14 protein-coding genes and 1 pseudogene are annotated in these 17873 nt (G+C 27.1%); 5 read left to right on the plus strand and 10 right to left on the minus strand.

Features of this window, described 5'->3' with window-relative positions:
* Window positions 1–29: 29 nt before the first annotated feature.
* The 8 genes and pseudogenes from CLSA_RS16250 to CLSA_RS16285 form a co-directional block, all read right to left on the minus strand.
* The gene (locus CLSA_RS16250; RefSeq protein WP_022747488.1) at window positions 30–1082 is read right to left on the minus strand and encodes a hypothetical protein; all 1053 of its coding nucleotides are present in this window, start codon (window positions 1080–1082) and stop codon (window positions 30–32) included.
* Window positions 1063–1959: an ABC transporter ATP-binding protein gene (locus CLSA_RS16255; protein ID WP_022747489.1), complete on the minus strand. Its 897-nt coding sequence runs from the start codon at window positions 1957–1959 to the stop codon at window positions 1063–1065. The genes CLSA_RS16250 and CLSA_RS16255 overlap by 20 nt, the downstream gene beginning before the upstream one ends.
* A complete protein-coding gene (locus tag CLSA_RS16260; RefSeq protein ID WP_022747490.1) occupies window positions 1956–2342 on the minus strand; it encodes a GntR family transcriptional regulator in 387 nt (128 codons plus the stop codon). The genes CLSA_RS16255 and CLSA_RS16260 overlap by 4 nt, the downstream gene beginning before the upstream one ends.
* Complete coding sequence (locus CLSA_RS16265; protein WP_022747491.1) at window positions 2329–2877, minus strand: hypothetical protein; 549 nt, start codon at window positions 2875–2877, stop codon at window positions 2329–2331. The genes CLSA_RS16260 and CLSA_RS16265 overlap by 14 nt, the downstream gene beginning before the upstream one ends.
* 545 nt (window positions 2878–3422) lie before the next feature.
* Window positions 3423–3952 (minus strand): annotated as a pseudogene (locus tag CLSA_RS16270) (hotdog family protein).
* 50 nt (window positions 3953–4002) lie between these two features.
* Window positions 4003–4590, minus strand: a complete 588-nt coding sequence (locus tag CLSA_RS16275; RefSeq protein ID WP_022747493.1) for a hypothetical protein — start codon at window positions 4588–4590, stop codon at window positions 4003–4005.
* 720 nt (window positions 4591–5310) lie between these two features.
* Window positions 5311–8283, minus strand: coding sequence for a cation-translocating P-type ATPase (locus tag CLSA_RS16280; RefSeq protein WP_022747495.1), 2973 nt, complete (start codon window positions 8281–8283; stop codon window positions 5311–5313).
* A 176-nt stretch (window positions 8284–8459) separates the two neighbouring features.
* A complete protein-coding gene (locus CLSA_RS16285) occupies window positions 8460–9710 on the minus strand; it encodes a DUF445 domain-containing protein (protein ID WP_022747496.1) in 1251 nt (416 codons plus the stop codon).
* 254 nt (window positions 9711–9964) lie between these two features.
* Between CLSA_RS16285 and CLSA_RS16290 the strand changes: the two genes are divergently transcribed.
* The 5 genes from CLSA_RS16290 to CLSA_RS16310 all read left to right on the plus strand — a co-directional run bounded on the left by CLSA_RS16290 (window position 9965) and on the right by CLSA_RS16310 (window position 15258).
* Window positions 9965–10399, plus strand: a complete 435-nt coding sequence (locus CLSA_RS16290; RefSeq protein ID WP_022747497.1) for a hypothetical protein — start codon at window positions 9965–9967, stop codon at window positions 10397–10399.
* 237 nt (window positions 10400–10636) lie between these two features.
* Window positions 10637–10885: a hypothetical protein gene (locus CLSA_RS16295; RefSeq protein ID WP_022747498.1), complete on the plus strand. Its 249-nt coding sequence runs from the start codon at window positions 10637–10639 to the stop codon at window positions 10883–10885.
* 166 nt (window positions 10886–11051) lie between these two features.
* Window positions 11052–11294, plus strand: coding sequence for a hypothetical protein (locus tag CLSA_RS16300; protein WP_022747499.1), 243 nt, complete (start codon window positions 11052–11054; stop codon window positions 11292–11294).
* A 97-nt stretch (window positions 11295–11391) separates the two neighbouring features.
* Window positions 11392–13566 carry an HAD-IC family P-type ATPase gene (locus CLSA_RS16305; RefSeq protein WP_022747500.1) on the plus strand — a complete coding sequence of 725 codons (2175 nt, stop codon included), beginning with the start codon at window positions 11392–11394 and terminating at the stop codon, window positions 13564–13566.
* A 453-nt stretch (window positions 13567–14019) separates the two neighbouring features.
* Complete coding sequence (locus CLSA_RS16310) at window positions 14020–15258, plus strand: IS256 family transposase (protein WP_022743471.1); 1239 nt, start codon at window positions 14020–14022, stop codon at window positions 15256–15258.
* Between the two features lie 493 nt (window positions 15259–15751).
* On the opposite strand, the gene CLSA_RS16315 is transcribed toward CLSA_RS16310, so the two are convergent.
* Both CLSA_RS16315 and CLSA_RS16320 read right to left on the minus strand, forming a co-directional pair.
* Window positions 15752–16654 carry a TFIIB-type zinc ribbon-containing protein gene (locus tag CLSA_RS16315; RefSeq protein ID WP_022747501.1) on the minus strand — a complete coding sequence of 301 codons (903 nt, stop codon included), beginning with the start codon at window positions 16652–16654 and terminating at the stop codon, window positions 15752–15754.
* 309 nt (window positions 16655–16963) lie between these two features.
* Window positions 16964–17821 (minus strand): hypothetical protein, encoded by an 858-nt coding sequence (locus CLSA_RS16320; protein ID WP_022747502.1) that lies wholly within the window; start codon window positions 17819–17821, stop codon window positions 16964–16966.
* Between the last annotated feature and the right edge of the window lie 52 nt (window positions 17822–17873).

Here is a 17873-nt window from a genome sequence, read left to right on the forward strand (position 1 = left end):
GACTTGTTATTTTCTTTCATATGACTTAATTAACCTATTGCTTTCAAAATTTTCTTAATTATCTTATATGAAATAAAAGTTACTACACCTATTATAATTAAATCAGTTGCTAACATCTCAAATGATTCAAAGCTCACATATGGTTGCATTCTTGCATTTCTAAATAATCTATTAGAAAGTACTTCATCCACAATTAATAAATCTGCAAATGAACCTATTGCTAAAGATATATAAGTAACTATCATATTTTCATTAGCTTTACATGAAAATATCTTGCTTGACGCTTCTAATTTATATTTCTTTTCAAATATATTAAATATTACTAGCATAATTGCTATTATAACTATTAAAACTGCAATTCCTTTAAATGTTTTTGCCCATTCGCCACTATAATAAGGCCTTCCATAAAATAACATATTAGCATGATCATTGTATCTACGCACTGGATATCTAAAAATCGCATTCATTATAGGCGTAAGTATATGAAGATAACTCATGATTATTCTAAGCTTTAGCCAAATAACCATTGTTGATAATAGTAATGCTATCATTCCAAAATAAGCTATTATTGAATTTGAAAATAATAAATCTATTTCAATCAATAAAAGTATTCCAATCGTACCAAATAGCAATAATCTAAGGATCTCTATAAAAATAACTTGAGTATATCCATTTACAATCGATATAAATTCATAATTTTGTACATACATCGTAACAGCCATATATATATACATTATTACAAATAGCCCAAGAGTCATAAGTAAACATATTAATTCATTAACTTTTATTTGTTTTTTAGTATACGGTCCACTACACAAAAACATCATCGTATTTCTTTTATTAGCCCCATTAGCAAAGATGTATATTGCCAGGAATATAAATACTAATATTACATATGCATCCAAATTATTAACTTCATAATTATTTGATTCTGCCGTTCCAATAGCCTGACATATATCTCTTATATTATCTTTTAAAATCATATGTGCAATAAATCCCCATGTTATAAGTCCAATCACAATAGGTACTTTACTGGCATTAAACCATTCATAAAGCAATCCTTTATTCAAATATTTTCTCATTATTATCCTCCTTGTCCACTTTGTAAATAAATATGTCTTCTAAGCTTAAATCTATCTCCTCTATAAATAATGGATTTAATTTTTCTAATTCTTTTATTAATTGCTCATCATATTCATCTGTTACAATTGTAAATACTCTACCAAGTTTAGATATCTTAAATGTTCCTTTTAGTCTCAAATCCTCTTCACTGACTGGCTTATCAAAAGCAACTTGAATTTTTTTAATCTTATTTTTCATATTTTCCACCGAGTTTTCATAAGATATAACGCCTTCATCAAAAATAGCTACTTCATCACATATTCTCTCTAATTCACCTAAATGATGTGAACTTATAACTATTGTTGTACCATTTTCAAAAACTTCATCTAGGAATATCTTTAATAATTTATTTTTAAGTATTGCATCCAAGCCTGATGTTGGTTCATCTAGTACTAAATATTTAGCATGAATTGAAAATGCAAGCATTATAGAAAGCCTCATTTTCATTCCTTTGGATAATTGAAAAATAAACTTATTTGTTGGTATTTTAAAAATCTCATTTAATTCATTAAACTTCTTTTCATCAAAATTATCATAAGTATATTGGTAATACTTCAATACTTCTTTAACCTTGAATTTTGTCTGCATGATGTTTTCATCCGCTACATATCCTATTTGACTTTTAACCTCTCCGTTATCATAAACTTCTTTCCCATCATAATTTATATTTCCGCACGTAGGCTTATATATTCCAGTTAAACATCTAAGTAAAGTAGTTTTACCAACACCATTTGGTCCAATTATTCCAAATATAGTACCTTTATTTATTTTTAAATTGACTTCCTTTAAAATTTGTTTTCCGTCTATTTCAAAGGATAAATTATTCACCTCAATCATTTATTATCAACTCCTAATTCAGAAAATATCTTAAGTGCTAATTCAACAAATGAATCTTTATTCATTCCATTGTAACTTGCTTCTAGTATTATCTTTTTTAATTCTTCTGAAATATGCTGCATCTTATTTTCATCCACCTTACTTTTAAAATTATCTACTACAAAAGTTCCTTTACCTCTTAAAGTTTCAATTATTCCGTCTCTTTCAAGCTCTCCATAAGCTTTGCTTATTGTATTTGGATTTATTGTAAGAATTCCTGCCATTTCCCTTACTGAAGGTATTTTATCTCCCCCTTGCAAAGCTCCCTTTAGTATTAGTTCCTTAATACCTAATTCTATTTGTTCATAAATAGGAGTACTACTCCTAGGATCAACCTTTAACATGTCTTCTTGCCCCGTTGTCATTATCTTCATTAAACTGCGCAACACAATAGTCAATTACCATTCCTTCACCCTCATCAACCATTACTAAATCAAGAGTGCATTCACTTGTTTCATTATCATTGTCAATATATTGCTCCGGAGGAGTTGATTTAATTTGTAACCTTACTGGTTGAATCTTCGTAGGTTTATAAGGTAGCGATAATCTTTGTTGAGCTTTATTATAATCATCTATAATTAACTCCTTTTGTTTATCATCAAGTTCCTCTACTTTCTCTATTTCTATTTTATTAAAATTCAATTGTGAGTCAGTTAGTCTTTTTCTTTTTGAAAGACATTCCTTAAATTCACCTGTTTCTTTTCCCATTCCATACTCATCAAACACTACAATTTTATTATCTTCCATTTGAGTAAGCACATCATTAACAGTGTCAAAATGCTTTTGCTTTTGATACATTTTTCCATTTGAATTTGTACAAAGCATTACTGTAACTACAACAAAAGCTCCAACTCCAGCTGCTATAATTGATTTTTTCATATTATATCCTCCTATCCGTACTAGGTGTACTAGTATCACTAGTACACCAATATTATACGCACATATTTTTCCATAAGTCAAGAATAATTTTCCATGGTTAAATATTTTTTCAAGAAACTTGCCATTTAAAACATAATATATTTAACTAAAATTATTACAATGCTCATGAAAGAAAATAATAAGCTCATCTGCCAAGCCAATTTTTAATAATGCTGAATTAGCAGATTCCTGTAATATCTCCCCCCGAGATAAATCTGCTTTCTTGTCTTATGAAAAATAATCATAACATTTTGAACTTGTTATTTTCTCTCATGCACCTAAAAATTTTACTCAATGCAAAATAAAAAAAATAACAAGTCCATTTGTCAATCTATTTTCCATCATGCTGCGTCGGCAAATTTCCCTAATAGGTCCACTATGAGGTCAATTTGTCTCCTTGCCTGATGAAAAATATCCATGGCAAATTTGGACTTGTTATTTATTTTCATGTGCCTTATTTTCAATTTATAAATTACTTCTTTAAATCTTACAAAAAATTAATATATCTAAAGTAATGCTGCTTGAAAGCACAATGCTTGACCACTATATCCAATTATAGTGTTTCCATCACGCTTTATATAAACCGGATTTTCTCCATAAACAGGATGAACATATTTAACTTCTATATTATTACTTTTAGTAGTATCACAAAGTTCTTTAAGAATAAGTAACCCTTGTACAACTGGATTTTCTGTAAGATGAATAGAATTCGTATCACCAGTTAAATGACTAAAATCTGCAATCTCTTGTTTTGAAAAATTACGCCATAAAGTTCCCTCTTCTTTGATAATTTCTGCTGCTGATTCTTTTACTGTTACATTCATCATTAAATAAACTGTCAATGTTTCTACAATTTCATTGCCGACATATCCATTACAATTTATTACACAAAGTCTTTTGTTACTTTTTACAATTTCATTTTTATAAGTTTCATTATTTGATTTTGGTTTAAATCGTTGATACTTTACCTTAGCAATAAATGCACCATCATAAAAAAATCTTCTTTTGTAGCAAATGCTCTAAATAAATCTATCATTCTATTCTCCTTTTTAATCACATTGGACTTGTTATTTATTTTCACGTGATTTATGTTTCTGACTTTTTACAATACTTAATAATCTCTTTTGATACTGGTAGATAAGTTATTTCTACATCATCTCCATTATGCCAGTCAAATGGCTTATCAAATTCTATTCCATTTACCTTGCAAGTAACATACTGTCTGCCTTTTAATGTATGAATATGGTATTCCACATCTTGTACTATTCCTGTTGTAGTTTTAAACTTATTAGTTATAATAGTCGATGATTCAATAAAAAATACACATAATAATTCAACACACACAAAAGAAAGTAAAATTCCAGCTACTATTCTAGGAAATTTGTATTTTATTGTTATATTACCTATCGTTTCATTTCCATTGTCTTTTTTATATCCATTTATTCTATTGTTTCTTTCATAAACATTTCTAAAAGCATTAATATTTTTATTTTTAATATTATGCATTGATTCCCAGCATAAATACGATGGTAAAGAAAATATCAAAGCACCAAGCAATGGAGTAATTGCTCCAGCTATACCAGCTTCCCATATATTTTTCCTTGAAATGCATATAAAGAGTATTATAATCCAAAGTATAAAGAGTATTATAATTGTTTTAACTATCTTTTTCAATATTAAATCACCTACATTGATAATTTTTGACTATATATTTACATAGATAATTATCTTTAAATTTAGACTTATGTAGTAACTAACCCAAAGAAAGGGTGCTTTGTTGTTTCGGTTACTAGAGAAAAGAGCACCCTCTATTTAAGTTAGCTATTCCATAAATCTAAGTTTTGATTTAGATATCTATAATTAGTAATCTTACTAATTGAACATTTATAAAAGTAGCAATTCAGGTTTGAGTAACAATATCTTTTAGAACCCTTCAGCGAAATTTTCATAGTTCTATAGAACAAATATGTATCTAATTTCGGCTGGTATTTCCCTAATCTCTATTCTCATTGCGTAACCCTATATCTGTTGCAACAGATATTATATACATAATTCTTATTATATCATCCATATTTTTACATTTCAAATAATTAATAAAATATGTTGTACTAAATATCAAAATAATGTGCAAAAAGAATAGACTATATCGCAAAAATTAATAAGAAAATCTGCTTTGCAGACTATGCTTTTCTGTGTTAACATTTTATTTATATTTAAATTACCTTTACTACCGTTGTAATTACAATACTCCCAAATTTATTTACAGATTTGACTCTATGATAATTTCCTAAAGAATAAAAAATATTTAAAAAGCTATTTTATTTAAGGAACTCTTTTCAATAAATATAGAAATAAAAATGATGTCAAAAAGTTATACTTCATGACATCATTTTTTTAAATCTTTGATAATGTGGTTGTTCCAGAAAGAATTAATAAATCTAAAATATTTAATCGAGTTGTTTTAAAAAATGATCTAATCGGTGAAAAATACAATATTCCTCCCTGCATTATTAAGCAAACAACAGATGCAGCATTCATATATCTATTTTTGCACTTCTTATTTGATTTACAATCATATACATTTACTATTTGTGAAAGAATTAAATTAGTAAATGCTAATGTTCTTGCCTTTTTCAATCCATATCCCATCATTAATGAACCTTGGAATATGCCAAAGGTTAACATCCCTGTTACTACTCCTCTTCTTATTATTTTTTTCTTAAGTTCTATGTCAACAAGACTTTTTTCTTTTGATACAGGTAAATAATTCATCATGTTCTTTGATGGCTTTTCCAGCGTTAATGACGAACCTAATATTGTTTCAGCTACAGCATTTACCCATAATACTTGTAGTGATAATAACAATGGCATTTTAGTAATAATACATGCTAATAAAATAGATAACACTTCACTTAAACTACCTGAAAGTAAATATCTAACACAGCTTTTTATCTTCAGATTAACATTTCTTCCCTCTTCAATCGCTGCAACTATTGTTGCAAAATTATCATCTGTAAGAATTATATCTGCTGTGTCTCTAGCAACATCACTTCCATTCCCTCCCATAGCTATTCCTATATCTGCTTCCTTAATAGCAGGCGCATCATTTACTCCATCACCTGTCATTGCGACTACATTTCCTGCTCTCTTGAAAGCTTTTACTATTTTATACTTCTGCTCTGGAGATGTTCTTGCAAAAACTTCTATTTTATTAATTATAGCAGTTAAATCGTCATCACTCATCTCTTCTAATTCATTTCCACACAATATCATACCATCATTTAAAAGTCCTATCTTTCTTCCTATGGCTGATGCAGTAGTTTTATTATCCCCTGTTATCATTACAACTTTTACACCTGCACATATACATCTTTTAATACAATCTTGTACTCCTTCTCTTGGAGGATCTTCCATACCAACCAATCCTAAAAATACAAAATTATTATCTATACTTATATTATCTTTGCACGCCCTTTTATAAGCAAATGCTAAAACTCTTAATGCTTTTCTTCCCATTTCTTCGCATTTGTAATGAAGATTTTCTTTATCTGCGGAAGTAATTAATCTTTCCTCACCATTTTCATAAATTCTCGTACATTTATCTAAAACTTTACTTAATGAGCCTTTACAATAAGATTCCACTTCTTCTTTATTATCAACCAATACTGTCATATATCTAGTTGAACTATCAAAAGGTATTTCCTTTATTCTCTCATGCTCATTTATTATATCATCTACATTTGTATTATTTTTATATGCAACAGTTAACAATGCTGCTTCAGTTGGGTCTCCATGAATCTGCCATCTTCCATCGCATTTTGAAATATTTGAATTATTGCACAAAACACCTGCTTTAATTATTTTATCTAAACATTCCTTTTTATGTACTTCTCCAGATTTAAGTATTATATCTCCTTTAGAATTATATCCTGACCCTGTAACTTCATACAAATTGTTATCAATATAAATTTCTTTTACAGTCATCTCATTCATAGTAAGAGTTCCTGTTTTATCACAACATATTACATTTGCAGATCCTAGAGTCTCAACTGCTGGCAACTTTCTTACAATTGCATTTTTTGCTGTCATCCTTTGAACTGAAAACGCCATTATTGCTGTAACCACAGCTGGTAAGCTTTCAGGTATTGCTCCCATTGCAAAACTGATTCCCAAAATAAATACTTGAGCCAAAGATGCACCTCTAAAAAATCCTAAAGCACTTATTCCTATGCAAAGTGCAAAGGACATCTTTGTAATTTTATTTGTAAACTTTCTTATCTTTTTTTCAATAGGTGCAGATTGATTATTAATATTTTGAAGCATATATGCTATCTTACCTATCTCTGTATTTATGCCAGTATTTATAACTACAGCCTTACCTCTTCCATATAATATATTAGTTCCCATATAAATTATATTATATCTATTAGCCAATTCTGTATTCTTATCACAAATCTCTAAATCCTTACAAACCGGTGTACTTTCTCCAGTAAGAGTTGATTCTGAAGTTTTTAATTCATAACACTCTATCAGCCTAGCATCAGCAGGCACTTTTTGCCCAGATTCTACTATAATTATATCTCCTGGGACAAGACATTTTGCATCAATTATCTGTTGTTTTCCATTCCTTATTACAGTTGCACTTTTCACGATCATTTCCTTAAGTGAGTATAAGGACTTCTCCGCTTTATACTGCTGAACTGTACTTAGTATTGTCTCAATTGCAGTAATACTTAAAATAGCTGCTGCATCTGCAAATTGCCCAAATATAAGCGATACAACTCCTGCTCCTACTAGCAATTTAGTAGAGAATATATTAAGATTTTTAAAAAATATTGCAATTATTGATTTCCTTTTGCCTTCTGAAATCACATTTAATCCAAATTCATTTAGTTTTTTATCTACTTGTGTTTTAGATAAACCCGTTATAAAATCAGTGTTCAAATTTTTTTCAATATCACATATTTTAATAGAATGATATGCACTTCCATAACTTACATTGTTATTAGAAATTGAGATAGGTCTTCTCTTATTTTTTATTTTTTCTATATTCTGAGCTTTAACATTTTTTTGATTCATTGATGAGTTTTCTATTTGAATATCTTTAATCATGTTTGAATTTATTTTTTGCGAAACAAACTTATAAATTTCTCTTTTCATCAAGCGCTCATCTGTTATTTCATCATCATATACAATTAATAATCTTCCTGTAATCGGATTTGCCTTGCAATATTTTACACCTGTTATTCTGCTAGATAATCTTTCTAGCTCTAAGGCATTTTCTAAATTTTTATAAATAGATTGTATATATACTCTTATTCTTTTATATGTCACATCACTATCCGTTGCGCTACACATTAAAGACATTCTATCACCCTACCATTCGTTTTTGTCTTAGGTACATTCAAGGAAATAACAGGTCCATCTGCCAAGCCTATTTGGGACTTGTTATTGTCTTTCATGTGCCTTATTATTTTCTTTTGTATTTCTAAAACATAATTAAATTATTTCCTACCATGAAATATTTATTCATATTTACAATTCTACAACGATATTATCCTAATAAATCCTAGTACCAATCCAATCAAAAATCCACAAATTGCTCCATTTACCCTTATCCACTGCAAATCATCTCCAACTTTATCTTCAATCAAATCTATAAGCATTTCATTATCTAACTTCTCTACATTCTCTTTAACAAGCTTTCCTATTTTCTGATGATTATTATTAATGCAATCTGATACCTGACCTTGAACATATAGTTCTAACTTAGTAATAAGCACAGGGTCTTTTAAAATATTATCTATCAAATTATCTAATAATGGTAATATTGTTTCTTCTATATAACTTCCATTATCAATATAGTCTAATAATAAACTCTGAACTTTATTTACAATTTTATTTATGTAGTCATATAAATAATCACTGCTAATTAGATTTTCTTTATACTCATCTATCTTTTGCATGATATTTTCGTTATTACTGATCTTATCTATATTCTCACGTATCCATTCAATAATCATCACTCTATTAGAATTGTCTACATCTTTTAATTCATTTATAATTAAAATGATAAATTCTTTAATTATACTTCCCACTTTTTCTTCACCAGCAACACTTAAACCTTTTTTTAACATATGCTCAAGTATTCCATCCGCTTTGAAATTTTTTATAGCTGTAAATGCTGCCTTTGAAATTTTATTCTCTATATCTTCTCTATTTACTACTTCTTCAAGTTTATTTAGCAAAAAATCAAGAATTTTATCTTCATAATTATGCTTTAAATATAAATTAGTTAATACATGTGTAACTTTTCTAGATTCCAATCCATTTAAATACCTAATTATTGTCTTATGTATATATTCAGAAATTTCATTTGTTGAAAAGGAATATATAACACTCTTAGTTATGTAATTTATTCCTGATTGAACTTCATTAGAATACATTTTATCTTTACATAATTCCAAAAATTTTTTTACAACATTTAATTCATGAATTTTATTTATAATACTTGATTTATTAAGCAAATTATTTTCAACCATTGAAACTAATGATGCAGTTATTCTATCACGATTGTTTGGCAGTAATGCTGTATGAGGTATTGAAATACCAAATGGATAACGAAAAAGTGCATACACTGCAAACCAATCTGCAAGGCCACCAACTAGTCCTGCTTCAAATCCACTTTGCAAAAGCATTATCATTATACTATTCCTTGAAAATAACGTGTACATATATCCAATTAACATAATAACTAATGATATTAAAGCTTTATGATTTGTTTTTATTTTCATTTTATCCCTCCTTTGTAGTGAGTATATTATATGTAATTTAGTTTTTATTTATAAATTTTAGTAAATTGGTTACACTTAATACTAAAATAATTATAAAAATAGTGAATTGTAAATATGAAATAAAGTATGATGTATATTTACATGTATTATTTGGAATAAATAATCTTATGAGTTAACTTTTTATAGTTAGTTTTTTATCGATAATTTTATTATTTAAGATAATATAAAACAATGTAAACATGGAGGTATTATTAATGGAAAACATAGAACAAATGAGTCAAGAAATAAATGAATTGAAACAAAAATATGATTCTATAATACAAAAATTAGATACTATTGAAAAAGAAAATCAAAATAAAGAAGTTTATATTAAACAAACTCAAAATAATTTTGAAACTATAAATAATACAATGAAAGAACTTATGGAAAAAATCAATTCAATGGTTGAAGATAAAGAAGCAAATAAGATGTTTAATAATTCTAATAAAAGTGACTTTTCCTTTAAGGATAGAATTGCATCTCCTATGAAAAAGTTTACTATTAAAACTATAGGTACAGTCTTTACTATGGCTGATTATGCTTCTGAAAAAATGTCTTATGCAAAAGAAAGCCTAGAAGATATTGTTGCTGAAGCTCAATATGAAAGTAAGAAAAAAAGAGCTACTGTAATGTCAAACAGTCACTCCTAAAACATTGGAATTATAAATAAAATAATCTGCTTCGCATACTTGAACTTCACTTACTTCAAAAAGTTATGCACAGATTTGACTGCATTATAATTTTCTATATATAAACAAAATCCTCTTCCGAGAAACTATTTTTAAAAAATGTTATCACGGAAGCTTTTAGCTTTATAAATAAGCTATAGCTTCCGTGTTATTTTTCAGCATAAAATCTTATATGATACCAAGGAGGAAATCATCATTATGAAGGAAAAAGAGACTTTAGTGACACTTGAAACAAAATTATCAGATATAGAAATAAGAGTTAATGAAGCTATATCTTTTGGTTTAGAAAGTATAAAATCTAATCCTTCCTTTGAAAAAGATATCATTAAAATGTTTATGAATACATCTGCTCAAATAAATACTTACTTTTTTAATGAAACAGAAAAAACTGGTACTGAACATGTAGGCAAAAGTGTAATGAAATATGCTATGTTTAAAAAACTTTGATTATATATATTGCAAAATGATTTATTCATGGATTTAGTGAGATAGTACTTAGTTTTAATATAGATTTCAACTTTCAATATATATAATAAATAACTTAATGAATAAATTACACTTTACTGGAAATAATTCAAAAATATATTCGTATTTTAGATGGAGGTATTTTTAAATGAAATTAAATAAAAAAACTTTGTTTCTTGGAGTAATTTTTGGATCAATCGGAACTTCATTATATAGCTCTATAAAAAATTATAGAAAAAAGGCTGAATCTATTAATGAATCAAATTATCCTTATAATATGATAGATATTAATAATGATGAAGATGATAGTGTAATGACTTCAGTACAACAATTAAAAAAACAAACAAATACACTAGAAGATAAATTAAATAAATTTAAGACGCAATTTTAAAAATAATATTTTGCTTAAATCACCTGAACAATATATTTAATTGTAAGATATTATTTTTTCTATGTACGTAATTTTATTATTAAAGAGGTGATTTATATTGGAGTGTTTAAGTAATTTGCCAGGAAGAGTCAGATTTAAATCATTAGATATATACTACAATACAGATTTTTCGGAATACATAGAAAAATACACAAACAGTCTCTACGGAGTAAAATATACAAAAGTAACCAAAAATACTGGATCAATATTAATTTTATACGATATACATAAAACTACCTTACAAATACTTAAAGAAAATATAGAAAATGCTCTTTCATGTCCCTTAGCTAAAGATGATGCTAGATTAAAAAATTTTGATGAATATTTTCATTCCATGAAAAACAGAAAAGCAGCAAAAATAAAATTCCTATTTTGGTCTACATTTTACCTTGTACTTAAAATTAAAAGTTCTATTTATGGGAAATTTTCAGCAAGTAGAAATTTAAATGTACTAAAAGTTGCTTCTTTAGTAACTATTATTGGAGGATATCCTCTATTAAAAAAACTATATAAAAAACTTGCTAAAAGTATACCAACAGATGAAGATATTTTATTAGAACTCACTGCTTTATCTTTTACAATTTTGAGAGAAAGCTCTAGAGGCGTTTTGGTTCTTATGTTTAAAGCTTTAAATGATTATATTAAATTTTCATCTGAAGTTGAAAGCAGAAAAGCCTTGTTAGATTCTTCTGGATACAATTATAGGATGGCTTGGGTCAAATCAAACAATGATAATAATATTTTAATTTCATTGGATTCATTAAAAATCGGAGATTATATTTATGTTTATAAGGGCGAAGTTGTACCTGCCGAAGGAATTATAGAAGACGGTAATGCTTTAATAAATACTTTATATTTCACTGGACAATCAACAATTTTCCATTCTAAAAAGGGTCTTAAAATTTATGAAGGCACTGCAATAATTTCTGGTTATTTAAAAATTAAAATTACTACACTACCACAGTTAACAGAAAAAGTTGATATTTCACCTGAAAAACTTTATATTCACAATAGAACTAAAGGATTTCAAGATAAAATGACTCCTGTTGCATTAATAGCTTCTAGCCTAAGTTCAATATTTACAAACACTATATTAAGCGCATTTTCTACATTACTTGCATTGAGCCCTAAAGCTAGTTCTGTAGCATTAAATTCAGGAATTAAAAATTATATATCATTATTAAATAAGAATCATATTTATCTTAGAAATCCAAATACTTTTGAAAATATATTAAATGTAAATAAAATTATGTTTGATAAAACTGGAACTTTAACATATGGTAAGATGAAGATTATATCTATAGATTCATTTGATGATAATTATTCAGAAATGGAACTTCTTAAAATATGTGCTACTTGTGAATATGAGAACTTTCACCCTATTTCTGTAACTTTAAAAGATGCATGTAAAAATATTGATATTAACAAAATTGATAGTTCTGTACTTATACCATCTGAAGGTGTTAAAGCAAATTACAATAGCAATGAAGTTTTAATTGGAAATAAAAAGTTGATGGAGAACAATAACATAGATCTTTCAAAAGGAAATGAACAATATATAAATTACCAAAACAAATTTTTAATACCTATATTCATAGCTATAAACCAAAAACTTGTAGGTATTATAGTTTTGGATGATATTTTAAGAAATGACTCTAAAGATTTAATTAATAGATTAAAATATAATAATATAAATGATTTATCCATAATAACAGGTGATTCCAATGTTAAAGCGAAACAAATAGGTAATCAATTAGGTATAACTAAAATATATAGTAATGTAAATTACTTTGAAAAAGCTGACATAGTTAAACATAAAAGTACTCACAATACAGTTATGATGATTGGTGATGGCATTAATGATGTTTTAGCTATGAAAGCTGCAGATATTAGTATAAGTTTTGCTAATAGTTCTTGCAACAAAGTAAAACTGCATTCTGATTGTATTATATACGATAATGATTTAACAAAAATCGCAGATTTAATATCTTTGTCTCAGAAATCTTATAGTGCTATTACTCGAACTATTTTGTTTTCAAATTTGTATAATGTAGTTCTTGGTTTAATTGCTTTTTGTGGAAACCTCAATGTATTTACAGCAAAATCTCTAAATACACTGAACTCATTATTAGTATTATTACTTAACCAAAGAATTAGATATATAAAACCAAGCAAAATAGATGACAGATTCTACTTAAAACAAAATGATAATCCTATAAAACTGCTAAATTAAATACGTTTGATTTATGGATATCTTGAAGTTTGAAGTTATGTGATGACTAACCGAAAGGAATGGTGCTCTGTTGTTTCGGTTACTAGAGAAAATGTCTGTGGATTTCTAACAGCAAAAGTTGTTCCATTCCAGCATGCTCCTTAAACAAGTTAATGACATGCAAGAATGGAACAACTTTTGCCAAAAAAATCCTACAGTCCTTTTCTCCATGTAACACTTCACAAAAGAGCACCATTTCTTTCTAGTTCAGAATATATTTCAATGCATAAATTTAGTTAGTAATGAGCCTGCTGAGAAAGTCCTTATATTTTTTATAAATAGTTTAGACAAACAAATCAGGTGACAGGGGACAGTAGATAGTTTTGTGTAAAAAACAAAACTATCTACTGTTTTTTTACATAATCAGTTGGTAGTTTTGGAATAATATACATAAAGAATAAAGGAGGAATATGTATGTCAAAACCAATTGATGATGACTTTGATTACAAAGCTGAGGTAAAGAAATGTAAGACTATCGATGATGTCATGGGTAAAAATGGTTTAATTCAAAGATTAGTTAAAGATGTGTTAGAAAATATTTTAGAAGGTGAAATGGAAGAACACCTTGGAAGAAATAAATATCAAAGAGCAGAAACTAATGATTCTACAAAAAAGAATTATCGAAATGGATATAGTACCAAAAATCTTAGAAGTTCCTTCGGTGACGTCGATTTAGACGTACCAAGAGATAGGAATGCTGAATTTGAGCCACAAATTATAAAGAAATACGAAACTGTGTGTACAGAATTAGATAAAAAGGTGATTTCTCTTTACGCAAAAGGAATGACCACAAGTGATATTCAAGCAGAAATAGAGGACTTATATGGAATAACAATATCACCTTCTATGGTATCTAGAATTACAGATAAAGTTATGGAAAGTGCTGTTGAGTGGCAAAATAGATCACTAGATAAAGTTTATCCAATAGTGTATTTGGATGCTATGTATTTCAAGGTGCGAAGCAATGGAAAGATTATGAATAAAGCTGTTTATATATGCTTAGGATACAACATGCAAGGATACAAAGAAATTTTAGGAAGTTGGGTAGATGAAGCTGAGGGTGCTAAGTTTTGGTTAAAGATATGCACTGATCTTAAAAATAGAGGCGTACGAGAAATCCTTATAGCATGTATGGACGGATTAAAGGGGTTACCAGAAGCCATTAAAACTGTATTTCCATCAGTTAACATTCAAACATGTATTGTTCACCAAATAAGAAACTCAGTTAAGTATATAGCATCAAAAGATAAGAAAGAATTTATTAAAGATTTAAAATGTGTTTATAAGGCTTCAACTGAGGAACTTGCGCTAGCGCAGCTCGATAATTTAAAGGATAAGTGGGGAGATAAATATGCTATTGTAATAGATTCGTGGTATAACAATTGGAGTCACCTATCAACATTCTTCACTTTCTCTCCTGAAATAAGAAAAATGATATATACAACTAATACGCTTGAAGGATTTAACAGACAAATACGTAAGTATACTAAATCAAGAACTGTATTTCCAACCGATGAATCTTTAAGTAAATGTGTTTATCTAGCTACTATGGAAATTATAGAAAAGTGGACTCAACCAACACCAAATTGGGGTCGTACTTTAGCAGAATTATCAATAGTATTTGAAGAACAATTAAATGATGAATTAGCTTAATAGCTTGTACTTTTTGCTAAACTTTATGTATAATATCTGATTTTTCACTAATACTATAAATGGATATAAAACATATTTTTAGCATTTACTAAAAATAAAAAAATATTACTGGACCATAAAATTTCCAGTAATATTTAAATAACAAATATACTAATAACACAAAATTATCTAGAGTCCCGGTGACAGTAATACTTCTAATAGTCTTGTAACAATTTCTTATACATAAATGACCTTCAAAAATATACATATATACCTATTCAGCCGTATTTTTCAGTTACCTCATTAGTAATTTATTTATCGACATATTTCAATTTTATGTAATCACTGGATAAACAAACTTATAACAGTCTTCTCTTCATATTCTTTTAACTTTCAAACTGTTTGTAAAAAAGTATTTTTTCTAAAGTACTTATATATTTATATCTTAAGATATTTTCTACACTAGAAAGAATACAGCTTCTTTCGGTTGATTACCACATAACTTGTTATCTAGTTAATTGCGTAAATATTTATTAATGTTTTCTGTATTTATATCATAAAATTCTTTATAGTTAGAATCTGCATTTTGAAATTTCTTAGTAAATTCTTTGTATTCTGCTTGAGATACGCTAGCATCATTTATTTTACCTTCTAATTCTTTTCCAGTTCCAGCATTATCTGCCCATTTATATACTTGTACACATTGATCATTATCTAATTTATATGCTGTTCCCCAGCCATATCCCATCTGTTCTCCATTTATTAAAAATACTTTCTCATCACTTAAATATCCAGCAAATCCTCCATGACTTGTATTTATTTTTTGGACATTTACATTATTATTGTTATTGTTATTGTTATATGTAACAACATATATTGCCCAGCTTGCTAAAGAACCTGATTGATTAGATAATAACATTTCTGGAACTCCATCTTGATTAATATCTAAAATTAAGAATTTAACAGAACCACTGTTTTTATATTCTGCATTGTTAGTAAGCCATGTTGTATCTTGTAATAAAGATGCAAATTTTTCTTTAGCATCTTTGGCATTTTTTTGTTTAGATGCTCTTTCATCATTCTTAGAATTTTGTGTACTTGTTGAAGATGATGATTCATTTTCTGTATTAGTTTGTGTTTTAGAATCGGATGATGTATCATCTGCACTTGGTTGCGTAACTCCACTATTTGTTTTGCTTAATGTTTTGTTTTCACTCATCTTAAATTTATTAGTAAAAAATATAGTTGAACCAATTCCAATAATAATTAAAACTATTACTCCTACAAAAATTTTTGCATTTGGTTTTCTTTTAATAATGTTGTGGCTATTATATATTGATTCATTAAGTTTATTACCACACTTACTGCAGTATAAATCTCCTTCTTCACTCTTTTGTCCACATTTCTCACAGTACATGTAATTATTCCTCCTGTTATTCTTTTGTATATAATATTTTACAGTATGTATAATAATCTTGGCAATAAAAGAAATAACTACTATCTTAATATTTAAATCTAAAATTAAATTATATTCAAAATAATAAACGAATTAAGGAGCCTACATTGTTAGTAAACTCCTTAATAATATATTGTGATTTATTTCATTGTAAAATAATCTTTTTAATTGTTTGCTCTTAATATTTTAATTATTAATAAATGTATAAACTTACGTTTAATTAATTTTAATTTGTATATTTTATTAATATTACTACTCTTGTAATTAGTATTATTTATTTAACTTCTTAAAAGATCTTAATATAGTTTTTTTCTCTTCCACTTTTCCTAAAAAGCCTTTTTTAATAATATCATTTAGCTTACTGTCATTTTTTAAGACATTTAGAGCAAGATATTTATATTTATAACTCGAATATACTTGATACATAGCATATTTTACAAAAGAATTGGATACTTTGAATTCTCTAAATTTATTAATAACATAAAAACGAGATATAAGTAATCTTTCTTCTAATTCATCTTCATTTTTATTAACAATAAACCAGCCAACTGCTTTATTCTCATATATTAAAAAATAACTTTTGGATAAATCAATTAACTCTAAGGATGGTATTAATTCACTACTATTAACTGTTTTATTAATTTGATTAATTAGTAATTCTAAATTATCTATGTTCATTTTTCCTAAATTAAGTAACTGAAATTTTTTATCTAACTTAGGTTGTACTGATGACATCGTAATTTTTTTAGGATTTATTAAATATTCATATTGATCTTCTGATGTCAACCACTCTCTGCTTTCAAGAACTTCTTTAAAATAATTATCTTTGATTTTCTCATTATGAAAACAAAAAACATATTGTATACCTTTTTCAAAAAGCAATCTTTCTAATGCCTGAAATAAAGAATTTGCAATTTCTTCATATCTGCTATGAACTGATTTATCTATTTTTGAAAATAATATAACTCCATTTTTATCTATTAATTCGCATATAAGTATCCCTAATGGTTCGTTTTTAGATTTTGTTCCTATTATAATATATTTTTCTTTATTTATATCAAAAAACTCCTTAGGAATTAATTCTCTATAATCATGTCTATTCTCATCTATAATAATTTCGCTGATCAATATTTAATACCTCCTACAAAAATATTTTGTATTGATAAATTTAAGAAAGGGC

The sequence above is a fragment of the Clostridium saccharobutylicum DSM 13864 genome, assembly GCF_000473995.1.
GTDB classification, from domain to species: Bacteria; Bacillota; Clostridia; order Clostridiales; family Clostridiaceae; genus Clostridium; species Clostridium saccharobutylicum.

Excerpts from the sequence above, each read along its gene's own strand:
- CLSA_RS16250 (WP_022747488.1), bottom strand. The coding sequence starts at position 1,082 with ATGAGAAAATATTTGAATAAAGGATTGCTTTATGAATGGTTTAATGCC.
- CLSA_RS16255 (WP_022747489.1), bottom strand. The coding sequence starts at position 1,959 with ATGATTGAGGTGAATAATTTATCCTTTGAAATAGACGGAAAACAAATT.
- CLSA_RS16260 (WP_022747490.1), bottom strand. The coding sequence starts at position 2,342 with ATGTTAAAGGTTGATCCTAGGAGTAGTACTCCTATTTATGAACAAATA.
- CLSA_RS16265 (WP_022747491.1), bottom strand. The coding sequence starts at position 2,877 with ATGAAAAAATCAATTATAGCAGCTGGAGTTGGAGCTTTTGTTGTAGTT.
- CLSA_RS16280 (WP_022747495.1), bottom strand. The coding sequence starts at position 8,283 with ATGTCTTTAATGTGTAGCGCAACGGATAGTGATGTGACATATAAAAGA.
- CLSA_RS16285 (WP_022747496.1), bottom strand. The coding sequence starts at position 9,710 with ATGAAAATAAAAACAAATCATAAAGCTTTAATATCATTAGTTATTATG.
- CLSA_RS16290 (WP_022747497.1), top strand. The coding sequence starts at position 9,965 with ATGGAAAACATAGAACAAATGAGTCAAGAAATAAATGAATTGAAACAA.
- CLSA_RS16295 (WP_022747498.1), top strand. The coding sequence starts at position 10,637 with ATGAAGGAAAAAGAGACTTTAGTGACACTTGAAACAAAATTATCAGAT.
- CLSA_RS16300 (WP_022747499.1), top strand. The coding sequence starts at position 11,052 with ATGAAATTAAATAAAAAAACTTTGTTTCTTGGAGTAATTTTTGGATCA.
- CLSA_RS16310 (WP_022743471.1), top strand. The coding sequence starts at position 14,020 with ATGTCAAAACCAATTGATGATGACTTTGATTACAAAGCTGAGGTAAAG.
- CLSA_RS16315 (WP_022747501.1), bottom strand. The coding sequence starts at position 16,654 with ATGTACTGTGAGAAATGTGGACAAAAGAGTGAAGAAGGAGATTTATAC.